General features: G+C 45.8%; 20 protein-coding genes. 6 read left to right on the forward strand and 14 right to left on the reverse strand.

Translation table 11 applies throughout. The annotated features are described in order from the left end of the window. Positions 1-18: 18 nt before the first annotated feature. The 11 genes from AC3QL0_RS10085 to AC3QL0_RS10135 all read right to left on the reverse strand — a co-directional run bounded on the left by AC3QL0_RS10085 (position 19) and on the right by AC3QL0_RS10135 (position 10091). Positions 19-1110 (reverse strand): hypothetical protein, encoded by a 1092-nt coding sequence (locus tag AC3QL0_RS10085; RefSeq protein ID WP_493008365.1) that lies wholly within the window; start codon positions 1108-1110, stop codon positions 19-21. Further along, entirely contained in the window at positions 1111-5652 is a 4542-nt protein-coding gene (locus AC3QL0_RS10090; protein WP_493008366.1) for a host specificity factor TipJ family phage tail protein, read from the reverse strand. After that, on the reverse strand, positions 5643-6026 hold the full coding sequence (locus AC3QL0_RS10095; protein ID WP_493008367.1) for a hypothetical protein: 384 nt from the start codon (positions 6024-6026) through the stop codon (positions 5643-5645). The genes AC3QL0_RS10090 and AC3QL0_RS10095 overlap by 10 nt, the downstream gene beginning before the upstream one ends. Then, positions 6026-6502, reverse strand: coding sequence for a DUF1833 family protein (locus AC3QL0_RS10100; RefSeq protein ID WP_493008368.1), 477 nt, complete (start codon positions 6500-6502; stop codon positions 6026-6028). Before AC3QL0_RS10100 ends, AC3QL0_RS10095 begins: the two co-directional genes overlap by 1 nt. 48 nt (positions 6503-6550) lie before the next feature. Further along, positions 6551-6901 (reverse strand): hypothetical protein, encoded by a 351-nt coding sequence (locus AC3QL0_RS10105; RefSeq protein ID WP_493008369.1) that lies wholly within the window; start codon positions 6899-6901, stop codon positions 6551-6553. After that, on the reverse strand, positions 6901-7830 hold the full coding sequence (locus AC3QL0_RS10110) for a phage tail tape measure C-terminal domain-containing protein (protein ID WP_493008370.1): 930 nt from the start codon (positions 7828-7830) through the stop codon (positions 6901-6903). The genes AC3QL0_RS10105 and AC3QL0_RS10110 overlap by 1 nt, the downstream gene beginning before the upstream one ends. Before the next feature lie 45 nt (positions 7831-7875). Then, entirely contained in the window at positions 7876-8211 is a 336-nt protein-coding gene (locus tag AC3QL0_RS10115) for a hypothetical protein (protein ID WP_493008371.1), read from the reverse strand. Between the two features lie 17 nt (positions 8212-8228). After that, on the reverse strand, positions 8229-8642 hold the full coding sequence (locus AC3QL0_RS10120) for a phage-derived protein YdaY family protein (RefSeq protein ID WP_493008372.1): 414 nt from the start codon (positions 8640-8642) through the stop codon (positions 8229-8231). Positions 8643-8653: 11 nt separating this feature from the next. Next, positions 8654-9115, reverse strand: a complete 462-nt coding sequence (locus tag AC3QL0_RS10125; protein ID WP_493008373.1) for a hypothetical protein — start codon at positions 9113-9115, stop codon at positions 8654-8656. A gap of 374 nt (positions 9116-9489) precedes the next feature. After that, positions 9490-9717 carry a hypothetical protein gene (locus AC3QL0_RS10130; RefSeq protein WP_493008374.1) on the reverse strand — a complete coding sequence of 76 codons (228 nt, stop codon included), beginning with the start codon at positions 9715-9717 and terminating at the stop codon, positions 9490-9492. Next, positions 9714-10091 carry a hypothetical protein gene (locus AC3QL0_RS10135; RefSeq protein ID WP_493008375.1) on the reverse strand — a complete coding sequence of 126 codons (378 nt, stop codon included), beginning with the start codon at positions 10089-10091 and terminating at the stop codon, positions 9714-9716. The genes AC3QL0_RS10130 and AC3QL0_RS10135 overlap by 4 nt, the downstream gene beginning before the upstream one ends. Positions 10092-10911: 820 nt before the next feature. On the opposite strand from AC3QL0_RS10135, the gene AC3QL0_RS10140 reads away from it, so the two are divergent. After that, positions 10912-11511: a tetratricopeptide repeat protein gene (locus tag AC3QL0_RS10140; RefSeq protein ID WP_493008376.1), complete on the forward strand. Its 600-nt coding sequence runs from the start codon at positions 10912-10914 to the stop codon at positions 11509-11511. Between the two features lie 57 nt (positions 11512-11568). Here the strand turns inward: AC3QL0_RS10140 and AC3QL0_RS10145 are convergent, their stop codons facing one another. Both AC3QL0_RS10145 and AC3QL0_RS10150 read right to left on the reverse strand, forming a co-directional pair. After that, the gene (locus AC3QL0_RS10145; protein WP_493008377.1) at positions 11569-11904 is read right to left on the reverse strand and encodes a hypothetical protein; all 336 of its coding nucleotides are present in this window, start codon (positions 11902-11904) and stop codon (positions 11569-11571) included. Between the two features lie 408 nt (positions 11905-12312). Further along, a complete protein-coding gene (locus tag AC3QL0_RS10150) occupies positions 12313-12522 on the reverse strand; it encodes a cold-shock protein (RefSeq protein WP_135867011.1) in 210 nt (69 codons plus the stop codon). A gap of 368 nt (positions 12523-12890) precedes the next feature. On the opposite strand from AC3QL0_RS10150, the gene AC3QL0_RS10155 reads away from it, so the two are divergent. The 4 genes from AC3QL0_RS10155 (at position 12891) to AC3QL0_RS10170 (ending at position 15185) form a co-directional block, all read left to right on the forward strand. Beyond that, on the forward strand, positions 12891-13445 hold the full coding sequence (locus AC3QL0_RS10155; RefSeq protein WP_493008378.1) for a hypothetical protein: 555 nt from the start codon (positions 12891-12893) through the stop codon (positions 13443-13445). 114 nt (positions 13446-13559) lie between these two features. After that, positions 13560-13775: a hypothetical protein gene (locus AC3QL0_RS10160; RefSeq protein WP_493008379.1), complete on the forward strand. Its 216-nt coding sequence runs from the start codon at positions 13560-13562 to the stop codon at positions 13773-13775. Between the two features lie 76 nt (positions 13776-13851). After that, positions 13852-14235: a hypothetical protein gene (locus AC3QL0_RS10165; RefSeq protein WP_493008380.1), complete on the forward strand. Its 384-nt coding sequence runs from the start codon at positions 13852-13854 to the stop codon at positions 14233-14235. 548 nt (positions 14236-14783) lie between these two features. Further along, the gene (locus AC3QL0_RS10170; RefSeq protein WP_493008381.1) at positions 14784-15185 is read left to right on the forward strand and encodes a pyrimidine dimer DNA glycosylase/endonuclease V; all 402 of its coding nucleotides are present in this window, start codon (positions 14784-14786) and stop codon (positions 15183-15185) included. Positions 15186-15268: 83 nt separating this feature from the next. On the opposite strand, the gene AC3QL0_RS10175 is transcribed toward AC3QL0_RS10170, so the two are convergent. Next, positions 15269-16312 carry an NAD(P)/FAD-dependent oxidoreductase gene (locus tag AC3QL0_RS10175; protein ID WP_493008382.1) on the reverse strand — a complete coding sequence of 348 codons (1044 nt, stop codon included), beginning with the start codon at positions 16310-16312 and terminating at the stop codon, positions 15269-15271. 162 nt (positions 16313-16474) lie between these two features. On the opposite strand from AC3QL0_RS10175, the gene AC3QL0_RS10180 reads away from it, so the two are divergent. Further along, complete coding sequence (locus tag AC3QL0_RS10180; RefSeq protein WP_493008383.1) at positions 16475-17011, forward strand: P-loop NTPase family protein; 537 nt, start codon at positions 16475-16477, stop codon at positions 17009-17011. Positions 17012-17048 lie beyond the last annotated feature (37 nt).

The raw sequence follows: 17048 nt of genomic DNA on the forward strand, positions 1-17048 counted from the left end.
TTCACTTCTCAAACACTCTTAGTTACTCTCCAAAAGAGTAGTATATCGATGAGCTTCTATCATAAAAGGCATAGAAGCCACACCAGAAGAGACGATAAATTTATACCCTGCCACCATTCCCCCTTTACTTCGATTACGCACCACCAAAGTATCGAATGCAGCCACATCCAAATCCAATGTTCTAGTATGCCAAGCAGCATATGCCCCTGAAGTACTACTCCCGATATTTAACTCAAAAACACGTGTACCATTTCGCAATATAGACCATTCATTATCACTCGCACCTCGCTGCAACTCCATCGTGATGCGCACCCGCCCTCGTGTTCCCGCACGAAGGATCATGATATGGAAAAAATCCCAATCAGACTGTTCTTTGGTATATCCCACCACTTTACATAATCGATAAGTAGTGCCAGCTGTATATGCAGGCAAAATATTATCTAACGTTGGCATCCAATTCCCTGCTTTAGCCTGATTCGCTGCTCCACCAATAATTGGCGGAAACGTACCCGGCTTACCCTGAACCTCACCCCAACTTGGATTCCAGTTACCCGCCTTAGCCTGATTTGCTGCCCCGCCAATAACTGGCGGAAAAGTTGCAGGCTTACCCGTAATCTCCCCCCACGCATGGGCATGACTCTTTGCTGCATAATCGGCAGCATTCGTTGTTGCTGCTGAACCCAATCCTAAATTGACTCTAGCCTGCTCTGCAGTGGCTGAACCTGTACCGCCTTTATTAACCGGCACAACTGCGGAGAGTTGTGCCGGATCCAGTGCAGTTACCTTGAGTGTGACGTTAGCCGAACCATTAAAAGACACAGCAGCAGCTGTCGCGCCCCCTGATACTGCAATACTGCGCGCTGTCTTTAACTTTGCGGCTGAGCCCGAGGTGTTAATGGCATACTCAGTAGCCAAATCCCCCCATGCTGTACCGTTCCATTGCTCCCATTTTTTACTGCTGCTTGACCAACGTACCGTACCAGCAACCACATTGCTAGCGGCGCCCTGTGCGGGGTCAAACTGTTTTGAAATATCTTCCAAGCGCCCTTTCACTTCATTTAAAAAATTAGGGTATGTGCTTGATAATGTTGGTTTTGAATGATCTGCCATTTATCCATTTCCTTTAATTGCCCAAGATGCCGAACCGGACACTCGAGCTCCTGATTGATTGAAAAGATAGATCCGCATGCTTTGTGCATACAGACTAATTCGTCCGTTAGTTCTGCCTCCCTCTACTTGCACGGTAAATGCATTCGCCGTTGCCGACAGAATGCGTGCTCGCTGTGATGTTGCATGTCCGCTGATGACGTTCAACTGCACGTCCTGCCCAACACTTAGGCCGTGCGCTTGAGCTGTTACGGTCATGACTCCAGAACCGCTAACCGCATAAGTGCCTTCTTGCACTACATCCTTGAAGTCATACACGGCAATAACAGGGGTAGTACCCGCTGAGGTCAGGGTGATAGAGCTCACGTCTAGGAAAGTGACATTGAAATTAGCGACGGTGCCGTTTGCATCAGTCGCTTTACACTCCGTTTTGCCACCATCATTTTTAAGCTTGGTAGATAACTTGCAGCTCAGCCCCGTTAACTCATAGAGCCCGTGAGTACCCACTTGTTCTGCAAGTAAACTAAAGCGCACATAGCGGAAATTAGTGCCAAAGACCTCTGTCATCCCATCGAAAGGAGTCCAGCTTTCTCCGTCTAAGGACAATTCGGTTTTATGAGATAAGGTGACATTGCCTTCCAGCACTTTCCCGGTATAGGAAATCGTTGCTCTACTGGTAGATACCACCGTACCGAAATCGAACACCTCTCTATAAGAGCCCTTCGTTACTGTAGGTTGGATGTAAATGGGATACCCGGCATTCACCTGAGCCTGTGGTCCAGCCCAAGAGCGTGACGTAAAGTGTTTCTCCCACGTTTCATCGGTATTAACAGGCAATAGCACCCGCTGCCCATCAATAATGGCATGCTGCAACTCACCATGCAGCGTAGATACCTGCTCGCCTTTGAATACAAAATCAGGAGGCTCACTTACTGAGGCACCAATACTGACCGGAGTGGATTCATGGCCATCGGTATCAACAGTTGCTAACCAATATTGATACCTACCTGCAGCCAACTCAGACAAGCTGGTGAACGAGCCCGATTTTGTCCCAATCTCACGTCCCGTTTCCCAGTCATTACCTTCACGTACGCGTACGTGAGAGACTGGTAATGTGGTCATTTCCGGGAGTTCCCAATACAACAGGACATTGTTATCAATCACCTGCGCTCGTACATTCAAGGGAGGCTTAGGCGCCAGTTTGGTCACTGTTTTGGCAAACCCAGCTGACTCGTTACCTAGGTCATCAACCACTTTCACCATAAACTGCCTATCGCCTATCCAGTCGGCAGGCAACGTAATGGTCGTAGCCTTGGTCTGCTTGACGACCGAACCATAGCTCACTCGGTAGCAATCCAACCCAAACACTGGCTCTACCTCTGGCCAATCCAGCGTTACTGTGGCATTAGTCAAGCTAGTATCGGCAAACGCTACGGTCATATCCGTGATATCAGCTGGCGCTTCGACCACATAACTGGCCTGCGCCGAGGTTTCTGAATACAGACCTGCCGCGTTCAAGGTACGGATATACCACGTCGTCGGCTTTCCAACTTCACCTGGGTGAACCAAGCAGCTATTGGCATTGCCTCGGAACAAGTAGCCACCACCCCATCCTTGATCAGAAAGAGAAACCTCGTAGGCTTCTACCCAAGCACTTCCTCCTTCTGTCCAGGCCAAGCGCAACATATCCCCTTCTACCGTCAGCACAGGCTCTAGTGGAGCAGCCGGCGGATCAACCTTTGCTACTACCACATGCGATGCTGTTGCTGCCTTACCGCCTCCAGTTGGGGAAATAGGCGTAATGGCTACGCTAACCGTATCGCCACGCACAGCAGGCACAACCACATAACGAGCAAGCGTTTCTTCGGCCACAACCTCTGTGCCATTCACCTTAACGATGACATTGCAGCGGATTTCACTAGAAGGTGTCCAATTGATACGCAAATTGACGGCTCTAGAAGCCGCATCCGACACGGTTTCTACGAAACCCACACCAAACACCCAACCAGCAAGTAGCTCACCGTCTCGGGGCGGAGTATGTACATAAGGATTGAGTTCGCTCGCGTAATAGCCCGCGTCATCATCCACCGCAGAAAACCGTACTCCTTCATCCCCTATGGGCTGCACCTCAACGATTTTGAAGCGTCGTCCAGGCGTGGCATGTGGGTCAAAAAAGAAAGCCCAATCCATCGCAGGAATGCTCTCCCAACCCACAGTTCCAGGTAGGGGAAAACCATCGAGATCACTCACAATGGTGACTTCATCTGTCTCTCCATCACCCCCCTCTACCCGGACCATTTTCATGTTGCCCGCTGGGTCTCGAAGCAGCATGGTTCCTGTGCCAGTAGGAATATGTTGGGATAAACGCAGGTTTGTGCCATTGCAATCTAAGAGTCGGCCTGAATAGCCCCAAACCGTTAGGTCATGACTAAGCTCAACCACATCCCCACGAGATGCGACCCAACCTTCAATGTCTGTTTCCCAACTAATGCGGCGTCGGTGCCAAATCTGAGAGGCTGCAATCAAATTAGCCTCTCTACCGGCCATGCCTACATCTACGCATCCATCCAAATCCAGCTGCAATGGGTTCAATGCCGTAGTGGCTCCAGGTACCTTCACCCGGACCTCATCCATCTGATAATCCCGATCTTTATTCGTAAAGTTCAGAATAATTTCATCCGGTGTATTGTCATTGATGTAATTAACCCTGAATGAGCCGGCCTTGATATTAAAAGGCCCAAACATCGCTACAGAAGGCTGTTCAGCCGCATCCCACACCACACCCAACTTGCCACTTTGCCACGTAGGTGAAGCACGGCCACAACGAGCGATGATACGTAGCATGTCAGCACCAGATAACTTTCTATCCAGCACATAACTAAAGCGTAGGTTTTTCTCTTCGCACCACGCTGCCCATGCATTAATAGAAGCCGTATCTATTTGACTCATAGATAGCCCAGCACCATAAATGCGCCCAACCTTTGAACGCACCCTGCCTAATGCAAAAAACAAAAACCACCATGCTGGATTCTGCGTGTGCTTTTGCTCATAGACCGTGCCATTCCAAACGGGAGCTCTCGCTTTAGCCAAAGCACTAAAGCTATCAATGGCACCATGCAACTGGCTGGTAGCTTTAATACGTAATGCCACCCGTAATTGGTCGGTATAGTCAGCATCGTCCACCTGAAAAGCCAGAATCTGACTCACCGCCGTTTCATTGGATTTTCTGCCGTTACTGTCTTTGATATCTGCAGAAACTTTCCAGACCTGAATCTCATACTTCCCACGAGGCACAGACCAGGTGACACTTTTATAGGTAGCCGATTGCTTGGCACCTTTCATACGCGTTGTTGCCAACAACCCAGTTTCTAAGAGAGGATCTGGTGCCACGCCGCGCCAAGGCTTGCCTTTAGCATGAGGGTGTTCTACCCAGCTCCACAGGTACGTAACGTGAAAGTCATTCACCTCGCACACAACACGATCCCCTTCTTTATGGTCTGCAAAGTTTGTAGAGCCATACTCCACCTGCCGGCCTATGATATTTCTTAACGACCAATAATGCGTGGCGTAGCGAGAGCCGTATTCACCCGCATCTATCCATTGCTGTGTCCCCACGTGGCGATACTGAATATGGGTCTCAACTTCTACCTCAGCGAACGTACCGCTATCCGTCACATTGAAAAGCTGGGCTGCCAGTTCTACGGTAATGGACGTGACATCATCCTCAGTAGTACGACTATTTTTCACTCCTGACTTCAGTTCAAACCCCTCAATCGTGTCCACATTGCCAGGAAATAGTGTGAGCTTGCCATCCGAATCAGCGACCTGAATCTGTACATCCTTATAGTCAGTAATGGGGGTAGATCCGATCTTGAAATCCGACAGTTCCACACTACCTGCCTGCAATCCGAAGTGAAATAACTGGTTCAGGTACTGATCATTACCTATGCGCTCAACAAAATACTTTGCCCCTAGATCAGGGACTATTTTGTGTTCACCAAAGATCAACGCCATAGGCTCCCAGAGGCGCATGCTATTTCTACCGCCTGAAATAGAATACGTAGGGCTAGAGTCGTACTTCTGCCCACCACCAAAATTTGCCATGGTGGGAACAGGTGGCGGTAGTAACGCATTAATCAGCATGGAACCGCCGATCATGATCCCTGCTGTAAGGGCCTGAGCCGTAAAACCACTTACTAGCGACAAAGACCCCTCAAGCAGATAACCAGCTATATAAGGAGCGCTCAATACTAGTGCCAGCATAGCTACCGTACGCAGTACTTTCCCTCCACCACCGCCCCCATAAGCCACAGCCCTAATGATGATTTGGTCACCACTACGAGGAATCAGTTTTTTCCATAATGCCTGCGGAACTGAAACCCCATTATGGGTAACCTTAAAACCACCTCTGGGCACAGTAATACCCATACGTTGGCAATAAGCGCCCAACGTTTCTTTAGAAAAAAATGATGCAACAACGACTTGCCGCCCTCGATCATCAAATGGGCTAGGCAAAACCACCATAGGTGCACGAGCTATAGCCATTCGTAATACCCCTCAAGTTGAAAATTCCAGCGTGTCACATCCCGTAAACGCTGCCTGATTACTGCCCCCGCACTTTGGTCCGCATGCAGCACCCACCATTCATGAGCAATCCAACACATCACACCAATATGACAAACTCGCCCCCTACCTATAAACAACACAGGGCAGCCATCAACGGGATTAGCTATACGTTGCGCATAGCTATCGCGTAACTCCATGATTTGTAGTGCTTGCGCTCTGTATGTACGCGCATGCGTCGTAGGCAAACACACAGCTTTTGCAAACACCTCTTGCGCTACCCTCTCGGCAAGTGCGGCACAATCCCCGACCTCTGGTATATACCTCTCTCCTACATAGTGATCAGACCAGTGCATTAGTAGGCTCCCGGCGTCGTGAAAGGGTCATAACGCATCGTGACAGCAGGCAGTAGCAAGGTATTTTGAAAACCCAACTGACTACTCACCACTTGGTTATCTATGGAAATTCCCGACATATCCAAAGTCATGTCAAACTCCAGCACATCAGGGTAGGAGCGCAAAATTTGAATAATCCTGCACTTTGCGCCCTTACCACCTCGGCTGTACTCCAGCCACTGCGTTAACTCTCTTCCGATGTTGTCTACAGAGAGCGTTGCCTGAGGCACTTGTTCCGCTATGTCGTCAGGTAACGTGATATCAAAAGGGCAAGCAATAAACTCCTTGCCTTGCACTGTGATGTTCGCCGAGTCATTGACCACTCTAATGGACTCTTCCAACTCTGGATGTGTGATCTCTAGCAGAACTAAAAAGGGTTCTTCTGCACTGGTAGCGTATAAATTCCGCCTACCTGCTTCTGTGTATTTATGTGTCATAGGCATAAAAAAACCCGCTTTCGCGGGTACTTATCTCAGTCGTAGTCATCAGTGAATAATCTCCATCTGACATTGCCCTTTCCAGGCAACACCAGGTGTAGACCAACTCACCACTCCATTTACAATCCGTGCTTTACAACGGTTTTGGCTTATAGGGTCTTCGTACTCAAACCAGCCTGCACCACCATGTAGTTCATCGCGAACCCAGTGATCAAACTGTGTTTTTTCTGAGTTGTTCTTCACAAAAACCTGGACGGTACGTTTGATAACGCCTTTACTCCATCTGGCTCGCTGTTTGGCCATCCCATTGTCCATTTCTGTTCGTAGCACACCGTAGTTAGACTCTTCGGTAAAACCTTCATCTAACACACTGGCATACTCAGGAAATCTAGGTAACATCACATCACTCCTTTAAGCTGCCTAGAATAAGGCCCGTTACTTCTTAAGTCATTCAGCATGACATCCACCACCATTCTCCCCATTGAGTCTCTGCTTAGCTTAGGTTCAGAGGCGGTCACGGGCTGACTAGAGTTATTGGTAATCTGCATAGAAACGGCTGGAGGTGCCGCTGCTGCTGCATAAGCCATAGGAGCGGCAAAACTACTTGCTCCTACTGGGGAAGCAGAAAACATGACTGGGCTGGCTACCATTCCAAGTGCGAGTTGATTACTTGCTGCTGCTTGGCTTTTATATACATCGGGTAGAGGTGGTGCATAGTCCGTATTGGGAGTTGGACTCAAAAGCCCTTGAATCCCCGAACCTATCCAGCCAGCCAACGGCCCTGTAATAGATTGCTGAATCACGATTCGGATCATATCCTTAATAATGGAATCAGCTAGATCCTTAAAGTTGAGTTTTCCAGTAACTACGAAATTCAATAACGACTCCCCCATGCCGCGAAACAATTTCCCCATTGCCTCATCGACTTGCTTGGATACGTCTTCAGATTTTTTAGCATAATCCTCTAAATAGTTGATCATCGAATTAAAAAAGCCTTTCCCTCCTTCTTTAGCTTTTCCTTTTCTATCATCTAGACCAAAAGAAAGTTTATTACCTCCCTGACCGTCCAGACCTAGTCTTACATCACTAGAATCCCATCTCAGCTTTGAGTTTTCATCAAAAAAACCCTCCCACCTTCCACCACCATAACCATAGATAGAAGCACTCAATGAATCTAGAATTCCATAAGATTCTTTAAACTTATCACTTAAACCAATTACTGAATCACCAATAAGTTTATTTACCTTATCAACCCCTATACCGAAAAGACTCACTGAGCTTGAAGACTTTTTAAGCCCATCAATCAATCCATTTTCATTAACATTCATTATTACCTCATAATAAAAAAAGCCCAAATCATGGGCTTTATATAATCAATATCCATTTATCGTAGAAACAGCACCTATCCAATTAGATTCTACACTTTCCTGTTTTTTATACATCTTCGTAAACCCTGAGATAATCTCTCGATCTAACGAAAAAATAGCAAAATCAATTATAGATCTAGGTATAGGAGAGGGATGAGCCTCTAGCACAATAGAAATATCACCTACCGACAACGGAAAAGGATCACCGTAAGATGAATATTTTCTTGAAAGGCATGAAAGATTAAAAATATTAATAATGTGAGAAGTTAAATAATCACTTTCAACCCCACCACGCCTATCAACACCCTTAACCTCAACACCATCCACAGCACCTATGCTCAACTCCCACTTATATCTTTCTATAACTTTCCCACAATATCAGCACGCTCCTCTTGCAAGGATTCTGATATCTCTTTAGCTGCTCTAATGACGAACAAAAAGAAATCCACATTAGCAGATAGAACTCGCTCACCAAACTCTGCCGTGTATTCTCTATCTACTCCTGCACTATCTTTTACACCACGCCAACCCTTAATGATATATCTACTTAGCAGCTTACATTGGTAGGCATGCTCCGATATTTCATCATCTAAAACACCCACAAAATCCTCTTCAAATCTTGTATCGGCTTTACTTATTTGTCTGCGAACTCTGGCTAAAGCTATTTGATACTTATCATCATCCAAACTACGTACCAAAATATCTGAATCGTTATCAAACTTTACCCATTTCTCAGACAAACCAACTTCTATAGAGTCTGGTATCAGTAACATGCCTACTCCCTTTATGCTGACACAGTCAAAATAGGCTTCACCATCTCAGGCACAGCTTGTACACCCACGTCATAAGGCGCTTTTACCAAATCAGTATCAGTACCAAACTGCATGCCAGCAGCTAATACAGTACCAACAAAGTAGTCTTTGGCACCATTAGAGCGAGTGATACGAAAAGCGTATAAATCATGAGATTCTTCAGACTTCATCATCAAAATCTGTCCTGCATCATTTTCATCAAGCGCGCACACTACAGACAGAGTGATCGCTTCACGGTTCCCCTTAACTACAGATGTATTACCCGTGCAAAGATTAGAGAACTCACCTTTTTTACGGCGCATAACCAATTCACCCACAGATTCCAACTCACCTACAGTAGTAAAGCTCAGTGCGTTAAAGCCATCAGCGTTATAGGTTGTAGGTAGAGTTTTAGAAATACTCAAGCATGTTCCAGTAGAAGAATGTTTAGACATTTAAAATTCCTTAAAAAATAAAAATATGTAGTTTGGAAAATAAATTTTAATCAGACATAAACAAAAAACAAAAAAAACATGTCTTAATCTGATACCCATAAAAAAACCCCAGAAATGGGGTTAAAAATGGACGCAACTACACAGGCCTATTGTCACAAATTACGTAGCAAAAATCATCAAAACAGTGTCTCAATCTGATATTCACAAAGAAGTAAAAAAATCCCACCAAAAGGATTATTTCATTTTCTATAGACGCAACTGTACAGGCATATTGTCACAAAACCCGTACCAAAAATCACTATCATCATGTCATAAACTGAGACTATTAAAAAACAAAAAAAGCCCCAATCAGGGGCTTTATTAAAAAATTTACTCTACATCTTCCATATATAGTATGCAGATGTTTTACCATCTTTAATCATTGAAACCTGACCTGAATCACACAGGCTTCTCAAAACTCTCTCCACCCCTTTCCTTACTGCATGCCTATGTAATGTAGAAACTTCTTTCCCATTATTCACATACCTTACAATCTGAGCCATTCTAAAGTCTCTTCCTGGAAAGCATTCCATTAGCTCTATTACCTGCTCCGCATACTTCATGAGAACACCCTCCTTACTTTTTCCTTAAAATCATTTAATGCCAATTTATAATACAACAATGATATACCTATATTTTCGCTTGCCTTAATCGCTCTCATATCATCACAAAGATTTCTATATTTTTTTATTTTTGTATACTCAGAATGAATAATTTTCTTCTCATTTAAAGGAAGCTCTTTATACACACCCTCTACAACCCTTGCTCTTTTATAATTAACAGGTAAAGGTAGAAAAACCTCATCATCATCGTTAATCAAAGGAAAATCGCAAACTCCTGCATCTTCTTTTATTCTTTTAGGCCCAGGATAATCTCCTTCCCAGTGCATCCTAGACCAATTCCAAATTTCATCCTCTACCCATTGAGTATGTTTCATACTTACACCTCTAGAAAAACAATAGTTAAAACCAGCATCTCTTTCAACGTATGGTGCTACTACTGCTAGGCCTAATGCTCTAGGGCTACTGGCTATTCGTGCATACAAATCTAACAATCACCCAAAATAAATGTAGTAGTCTTTCCATCGAACCATCTAACGTTTGCCTATACCTACGAACACTCATATCTGCTTACCAATAGATATGGCCATAGATGGCCAAACCTGAACCTGTTAGGTCTTGAAAACCAGCATGGATCCACTTGGTGAATGCCCTAAGACGCAAGATGTCACGAAAACTCAACCCGAAACCTAGGCGTAGTGACGAACAAGAGCGATACGCCCCAAGTGAGAATGGCTAAACGCTGCAGCGGTACAGCGTTTGCCTTGACCAAGCTACTTATAGGAGTACAACTACCTAAGTAAGGTCTGTATTTTTATTCTCCCAAACTACTGTGTATTTGTACAGTATTTAGTTTTTTGTAGGCTATGTCTTGCATGTGCTTCTGCCAGAAAAATGGGCCGTCTTTCTTTGCATAACCCGCATGTTATGTGGAGTCTAGGTGACTTTACCAACTTCCAAATGCAGGGTGCAGTCTGCTACATTGAGGCCCACCCACAACTGAGAAAAGCACTTGATTAACGAGGCAAATGAAACTACTACCTCTGACTCCCTGTATGCACTCCCCTAGCTAGGGCAGATTAAGTGCCGTCACCAACTTGAGCAGTAGTTCCCATGTTGATGAACTCGTTATAATCTACGTTCTATCGCGCACCAGATAGAGACCACCGGAAAATATGCCTTGTTTAGAGTTCCCACATGAATACAAAAAGTAGACTGATAGCGATACTGTTGGCACTGATTTTGTATGCCAGCGTTGGAACCTATGTTTACGCTCAGCCCACGGCAACAGCAACATCCACTACGCCCAGCAGTAGCCAAACCCAATTTGACTTAGGGTTGCTGTATTACGGCGGTGATAACTTCCCTCAAAATTTCGTGAAAGCACGCACGCTCTTTGAGTTGGCAGCAGCACAAAACCATGCCGAGGCCCAATACATGCTGGGGCTGATGTATTTAAATGGTGAAGGCGTATCTCAAAGTTTTAGCCAAGCACTGCCATGGCTAGAAAAGGCAGCCGCGCAAGGGCATGCCAGCGCGCAATATAACGCTGCTATTTTGTACGATATGGGGGATGGTACTGAACAAGACTTGCACAAAGCGTTTGAACTTTACACCAAAGCAGCGGAACAAAGCTTCCCTGGGGCTCTCTTCAACCTCGCCACTATGTATGTCAAAGGTGAAGTGGTTCAGCAAGACCTAAAACGTGCGCAAGATCTATTCCTCAAAGCATGCGAGCAAGACGTGGCTGTAGGGTGTCAGGAATACGAAAGGCTACTGCTTAACACAGAAAACTAAGCCCTATACTCTTACGCTGTAGAGCTGTGTTCTAGCCAAGAGATCTTATGGTTGCCTTTATAGTGCAGACAACTCTCGTAAACAGGTGATTTTCCACTGCTTCGCGAACTCACTACTGAGTTGCTGCCTCTGCTTTGGGTTACTCACACGATCTGCGCTGTAAGCCTCTTGCACCATAATCTCAAACAGCAAAGATATATCTGGCTCGCCCGGTACCTGCACTTTCTCTAAGACAGCATTCTTGTCGGCTCCCGCCTGCCTGCCTTGCATAATAGACTCTGCGACGTCAGCGATAATGGTGCATTTTTCCTCGGTGGTCTGTGCTGACACGACTGCAGGTAACAATGCGCCACTGATCAAAGCCACTACTACCGCTATAAGCCTCATACTCATTCCACCTCTTTATATTTTGTAGTCGCCATCTCAACTACACTATAAGACTACCTCATCCTCATCGTGGCTCCTGCTCGCAATGCCGTATTCTACCGCTCTATGTGCCAACTCTACCCATGCTATGGCGAGTGAAAACATAGAACACTCGCAGGGCATAAAAAAGCACGCCATAAAGGCGTGCTTTTTAAGGAGTAGCTGATTATAACTTGCTAGATAATGGTTTATCTTTAGCCATGATTTTCTCCAGCATACCCAATATTACCTATGACAAGCACCGAATGTAGACAGCACTACACACATGGATTCTCTGCATAGCCCACTATTTTGGGCAGCAAAAAAGCCAGCACTACTTACATAGGTCTGGCTTTTAAATTCGATGATTACTAACGCCTGGGCGTTAGGCATGCATTAAATTTTTTGGATGTTCGTAGCGCAAGGACCTTTTTGGCCTTGACCAACTTCGAATGATACACGTTGGTTTTCGTCAAGAGACTTGTATCCTGCCCCTTGGATTTCGCTGTGGTGAGCAAAGAGATCTTTACCACCGTTTTCAGGTGTAATGAAGCCGTAGCCTTTCTCGTTATTGAACCACTTTACGATACCAGTTTCTGTTTTCAATGTCTTTCCTAAATGTACTCAGGGAAAAATATCCCTCCATAATCATGGCAGATAAGCAGAATGAACGAAAGCCCCTACACCTAAAAAACTACTACAAGCACTGTAAATGCTGGTATTTCGTGCACACAACGCAACAATTTTAATCACGATGCGAAACAGATTTACGTAGACATAATCCTGTAAAAAACGCTATCATTCTTAATGATGATGAGTCGGCATAGAACGACTACTGCATTTTCAGTCTCTGGCAATCAGTAGTCGCGCCTCAAAGAGGGCTTCCTTAGTGAAGCCCTCTTTGTATATACGCTCTTGTCAGGCAACTGCCCTGTACTTTATGGTGATAGTTTTATCCCTCAAGGCATACAAGAATGATGTTACGTGCCCTGCTCTTACTACTCTTGTTGTCTATCGACTCTCAGGTTAGCGCCCAACCGCCAACCACCTCGCATCAATACGACACAAACATCAATACCGCCGTCGTAACATCAATCTCTCCTAGTGCAAAAAGCAGCTGGATTACAGGCCACAGCGTAGATCCTTACACAGGGCAAAGCTTTCCTTACGCAAGCTTACAGTCATCTTCTACCACTCAACACAACCCCGCTATATTGACGCTGTTGTGTAGCCGATATCAGACCATCGTTAACTTGTACTGGGGGCAGCCTCTCCCTGGCGAACGCATGACAGTTCGCTACGGCACGACGCCTGCTAACGAAACAGTAGATGAAAGTTGGGAAGTTTCATCTGGTCAGCGCACGCTTATCTACCCGTCTGACGGCAATCAGCTCTTTGCCAGCCTACTTACCGCTTCCACCTTTACTATCGAAGCACAAGCAGAAAACGGCTCTCTGTGGGTAGCGAGTTTTGCTACGCAAGGGGCCGACGCTGCACTAAGCGATCTGGTTAAGGTCTGCGGAGAATAACTTCTCAACACCACACAAAAGGCTGTCTAAGTCGGCATGCCACACCAGAAACAGTGCGGTATAGTGACGGTTTATTCATCAAGCCACTATGGCTCACAGCGTAAAGGAATCACCATGAAAAAAACTTTGTCGGCGTTGGCTCTGGCACTACTTTGGGTCCCTACCGCACACGCTACTGATATACAAGAAGCCTTGGCCAACTGTTCCGCTATGGAAGACGGCACGAAGCGCTTAGCCTGTTTTGATCAGCTCGCCAAAGATTTTCAAGAAACGGTAGATGCAGGTGGTTCTGAAAACAAAACAGATCACAACACCTCGCCCAGCAAATAAACACTTTGCTCTACCGCACGTATAGCTCTTATTGATTGTACGTGCGTGCTGTCCAACCCGTAGGTCATCTCTTCTTATGCGACAACAATACCATTTTCGTCAGCAAGGCTCTGATGTCTTGATCTGGGACGTTAACAAACTGCTAGCCCTTACCCAACACCTGCCCATCGAAGAACTTCCTCTGGCACATATTACTGAGTTGGATGAAGCCTATTGGTATGACCTAGGTGGCGATAGCCCTACTTGCCGATCCATCGCCAACCATATGGCGCTCGTGCAAACCGCTGATCTAGCCTACCCCATTATTGTATGCCCAGAAGGTAAAGTGATTGATGGTATGCATAGGGCTGTTAAAGCACTGCTACTTCAACAGCACAGCATCAAAGCATATAGGCTAGCCATACTGCCCGAGCCTGATTATCGCAATGTATCGCCTAGCGACTTGCACTACGACGACTAAGGCGACATCTCCTTATGCCCAATAAAAAAGCTGCCTAGTGGCAGCTTTTTCGGTATAGGTACAGTTTCGTTCATTTTGTTCTCATCACATTACAACACTGTGCTGTATCGCCATGGTGATCCATAGCTACGATGCTTCACAGCATTAGTGTCTTTTTCTGCTGATTCTCACTATACCTACAAGGGTGAACACCGTCATCAGAACTACCACATCAAACGCAATGATATGCATCCACAATGACCACCAACCTGAGGATAGAAACATATTCCCTCCTAATAATACGAAAGTACAATCAATCCATGATTGAACTCTACCACCCATATTAAAAAAAATTTTGACAAATCACAATAAATCTCACAAAAAAAGTAACAAGAAATTGTTAATATTTCATAATTTTTTAATCAACACATAAATAGATGAACTTGTAACAAGAAAGCATCAAAAACGCATCACAAAAAGATCAAAAAGTAGAACAAAACATATAATTAATTAACACAACAAAAACAATACATCCGCATACAACTATTTACCATGCTAGGAACAGTGCTGTGACCCGTATCAACTGTGTACCCGTAGAAGAGCTCAGCGGCCCCCACTTGGTTGCCGAGTACCGAGAATTACCCCGTGTGTTTGCATTAGCTGAAAAATCCATAAAACGAACAAAGCTATTACAACCAGATACTTATACGCTTGGAAAAGGACATGTTCTCTTCTTTTACACACGACTAGGCTATCTACAGAAACGCCATGCTGCCCTCATTACCGAGATGAAAAAGCGAGGATACAACCCATCATTTACAGGGATAGAACGTGCAGATTTCCCTCTCATACCTGACTATTATTGGAATGACTGGACACCTACAGAGGATGCCCTAACCATCAACAGGCAGCGTATTCAAGAAAGAGAAAGAGCCTCTTTAGCCAAACAAAACAGCAAAAGAAAAGATTAAAATTAATAGCAACATTAGCTATATGGTTATAAAAAATAGTAGGATTTAAAATACCATTTTTTATGAACACTCATAGTTAAAAACTAAACACCCTTTATTATCTCTTCCGCTGACAAACGAGCCAAATAAGGTGACAAAATAATGCCCGGATGCGCCACTAAGGTATATAAATTAGTAAGATTTGATAGTTTCTTTCTATAAGGCATACCACCCTCTACAAGAGGCCGTCTCGCACCGGCCATACCGCGCAGCTCCAGACTAGGAGCAGGTGTAATTAACTGCTGCAATCGTGCTTTTACCCTTTGCACCAACGCCTCTAAACCTGCCTCTCCTTCTTCTGGGTAATCTGTCGCAATGACGATGCCCCCTTGTAAATCAGGTCTAAGCTCTAGGTCATTAGCACACACCAAGTGGCGTATCCCGACCTCATCAGCTTTCCACCGCATCAAAACGGCTGGCGCCTCATACACAGGCGCATCCACCCCCACATTTCTCAGCAATGTTTTGACCGCAGCCCCATTGGCGAGCAATACAGCCTGTGCTTGAATGTCACCCTGCGGGGTAGCAACACCTAGAACTGTGTCTCCTTGCACTAGTAGACGCTCTACAACCACGTTATAGCGTACCTCTGCACCCAACCCCTTAGCGGCATTCAAAAGTTGCTGAGTCAGCATAATAGGCTCTATCGCAAAGTCATCAGGTGCCCAAGCAGCATACTGAGGGAGAGTCGTCAGTTGAGGCTCTAACTGACGAATAGCATCCTGAGCTACTAGTGACATGGTGACACCCACCGCCTGCTGCTCCGCCACGAGTTGGTGAGTTTCTTCATCGTTTTCGCCCCAGACCAATGCACCACGCGCTGCATAGGGCAATGTGCCTAGCTCTTTTTCCAATGCAGCAAACTCACGCAAGGCTGTCTGTTTAAGCGCAAAAGCCTGAGGCGCCTCACTAGGCAACACGCTGGCAGTTCCTACCCAGCCATAAGACCACTGCGTGGCGCCTCTAGCAGGCTCGGCATGCTGCTCTAGCACTAGTACCTGAGCACCCGCTTTGGCCAGATTCCACGCTATACAAGCCCCCATAATCCCGCCACCTACCACCACAACTTTTGGAGCTGGATGTATCATGCTATGTATTCCTTTGTAGTCATCATTAACAATCTGGCTGGCATTCTAAGAAGCCTACCGTATCCGGTCAACGCCCTTTAGATAACACTCACGCTTATCTACCGCCAGCCCTCTGAGTTTGTTCATACGCGCACAACCACTCGCTGCTTTTTTACTGCTTTCATGACTCTTGCCCAGCTTGGCCCTCGCATCTGCATCATAGGCCCGTCAAACAGCGGAAAGTCTACGTTAGCCGTGGCTATCAGCCAGCAACAGCATATCCCGCTGACACACCTGGATCAGCTGTATCACCAACCTCACAGCAACTGGGTACCTAGACCCACCCACGAGTTTCTAGCCTTGCACGATGCAGCCATAGAAGCAGACCGCTGGATTATGGAAGGTAATTACTCAGTCAGCATGCCACAACGCTTAGAGCGTGCTACGGGGATCATTGTGATGGATATATCTACGGCGCTGAGTCTAGCTAGATACCTACGCCGATGCTTGTTTGAACCCGGACATATAGGTTCGTTAGAAGGTGCCCAAGACAGCATCAAGTGGAACATGATTAAACATCTGCTGATTGCCACACCTAAAAACAGAAAACGCTACCAGCAGCTTTATCAGGATTGGAATGGGCCTAAAGTGCTGCTTAATGGTGCACGCGATTTGCAGGCTATTTATAAGGAATGGGGGCTTGTACACCCCACGCTGTAAACGTCCATCCCTTACCACGATGCAACGTTACTACGTT

This window comes from Paenalcaligenes sp. GW821-LYS-B07-1 (assembly GCF_058803365.1).

Coding starts and splice junctions, on each gene's coding strand:
- AC3QL0_RS10085 (WP_493008365.1), bottom strand. CDS start 1,110: ATGGCAGATCATTCAAAACCAACATTATCAAGCACATACCCTAATTTT.
- AC3QL0_RS10090 (WP_493008366.1), bottom strand. CDS start 5,652: ATGGCTATAGCTCGTGCACCTATGGTGGTTTTGCCTAGCCCATTTGAT.
- AC3QL0_RS10095 (WP_493008367.1), bottom strand. CDS start 6,026: ATGCACTGGTCTGATCACTATGTAGGAGAGAGGTATATACCAGAGGTC.
- AC3QL0_RS10100 (WP_493008368.1), bottom strand. CDS start 6,502: ATGACACATAAATACACAGAAGCAGGTAGGCGGAATTTATACGCTACC.
- AC3QL0_RS10105 (WP_493008369.1), bottom strand. CDS start 6,901: ATGTTACCTAGATTTCCTGAGTATGCCAGTGTGTTAGATGAAGGTTTT.
- AC3QL0_RS10110 (WP_493008370.1), bottom strand. CDS start 7,830: ATGAATGTTAATGAAAATGGATTGATTGATGGGCTTAAAAAGTCTTCA.
- AC3QL0_RS10120 (WP_493008372.1), bottom strand. CDS start 8,642: ATGTTACTGATACCAGACTCTATAGAAGTTGGTTTGTCTGAGAAATGG.
- AC3QL0_RS10125 (WP_493008373.1), bottom strand. CDS start 9,115: ATGTCTAAACATTCTTCTACTGGAACATGCTTGAGTATTTCTAAAACT.
- AC3QL0_RS10130 (WP_493008374.1), bottom strand. CDS start 9,717: ATGAAGTATGCGGAGCAGGTAATAGAGCTAATGGAATGCTTTCCAGGA.
- AC3QL0_RS10135 (WP_493008375.1), bottom strand. CDS start 10,091: ATGAAACATACTCAATGGGTAGAGGATGAAATTTGGAATTGGTCTAGG.
- AC3QL0_RS10140 (WP_493008376.1), top strand. CDS start 10,912: ATGAATACAAAAAGTAGACTGATAGCGATACTGTTGGCACTGATTTTG.
- AC3QL0_RS10145 (WP_493008377.1), bottom strand. CDS start 11,904: ATGAGTATGAGGCTTATAGCGGTAGTAGTGGCTTTGATCAGTGGCGCA.
- AC3QL0_RS10155 (WP_493008378.1), top strand. CDS start 12,891: ATGATGTTACGTGCCCTGCTCTTACTACTCTTGTTGTCTATCGACTCT.
- AC3QL0_RS10160 (WP_493008379.1), top strand. CDS start 13,560: ATGAAAAAAACTTTGTCGGCGTTGGCTCTGGCACTACTTTGGGTCCCT.
- AC3QL0_RS10165 (WP_493008380.1), top strand. CDS start 13,852: ATGCGACAACAATACCATTTTCGTCAGCAAGGCTCTGATGTCTTGATC.
- AC3QL0_RS10175 (WP_493008382.1), bottom strand. CDS start 16,312: ATGATACATCCAGCTCCAAAAGTTGTGGTGGTAGGTGGCGGGATTATG.
- AC3QL0_RS10180 (WP_493008383.1), top strand. CDS start 16,475: ATGACTCTTGCCCAGCTTGGCCCTCGCATCTGCATCATAGGCCCGTCA.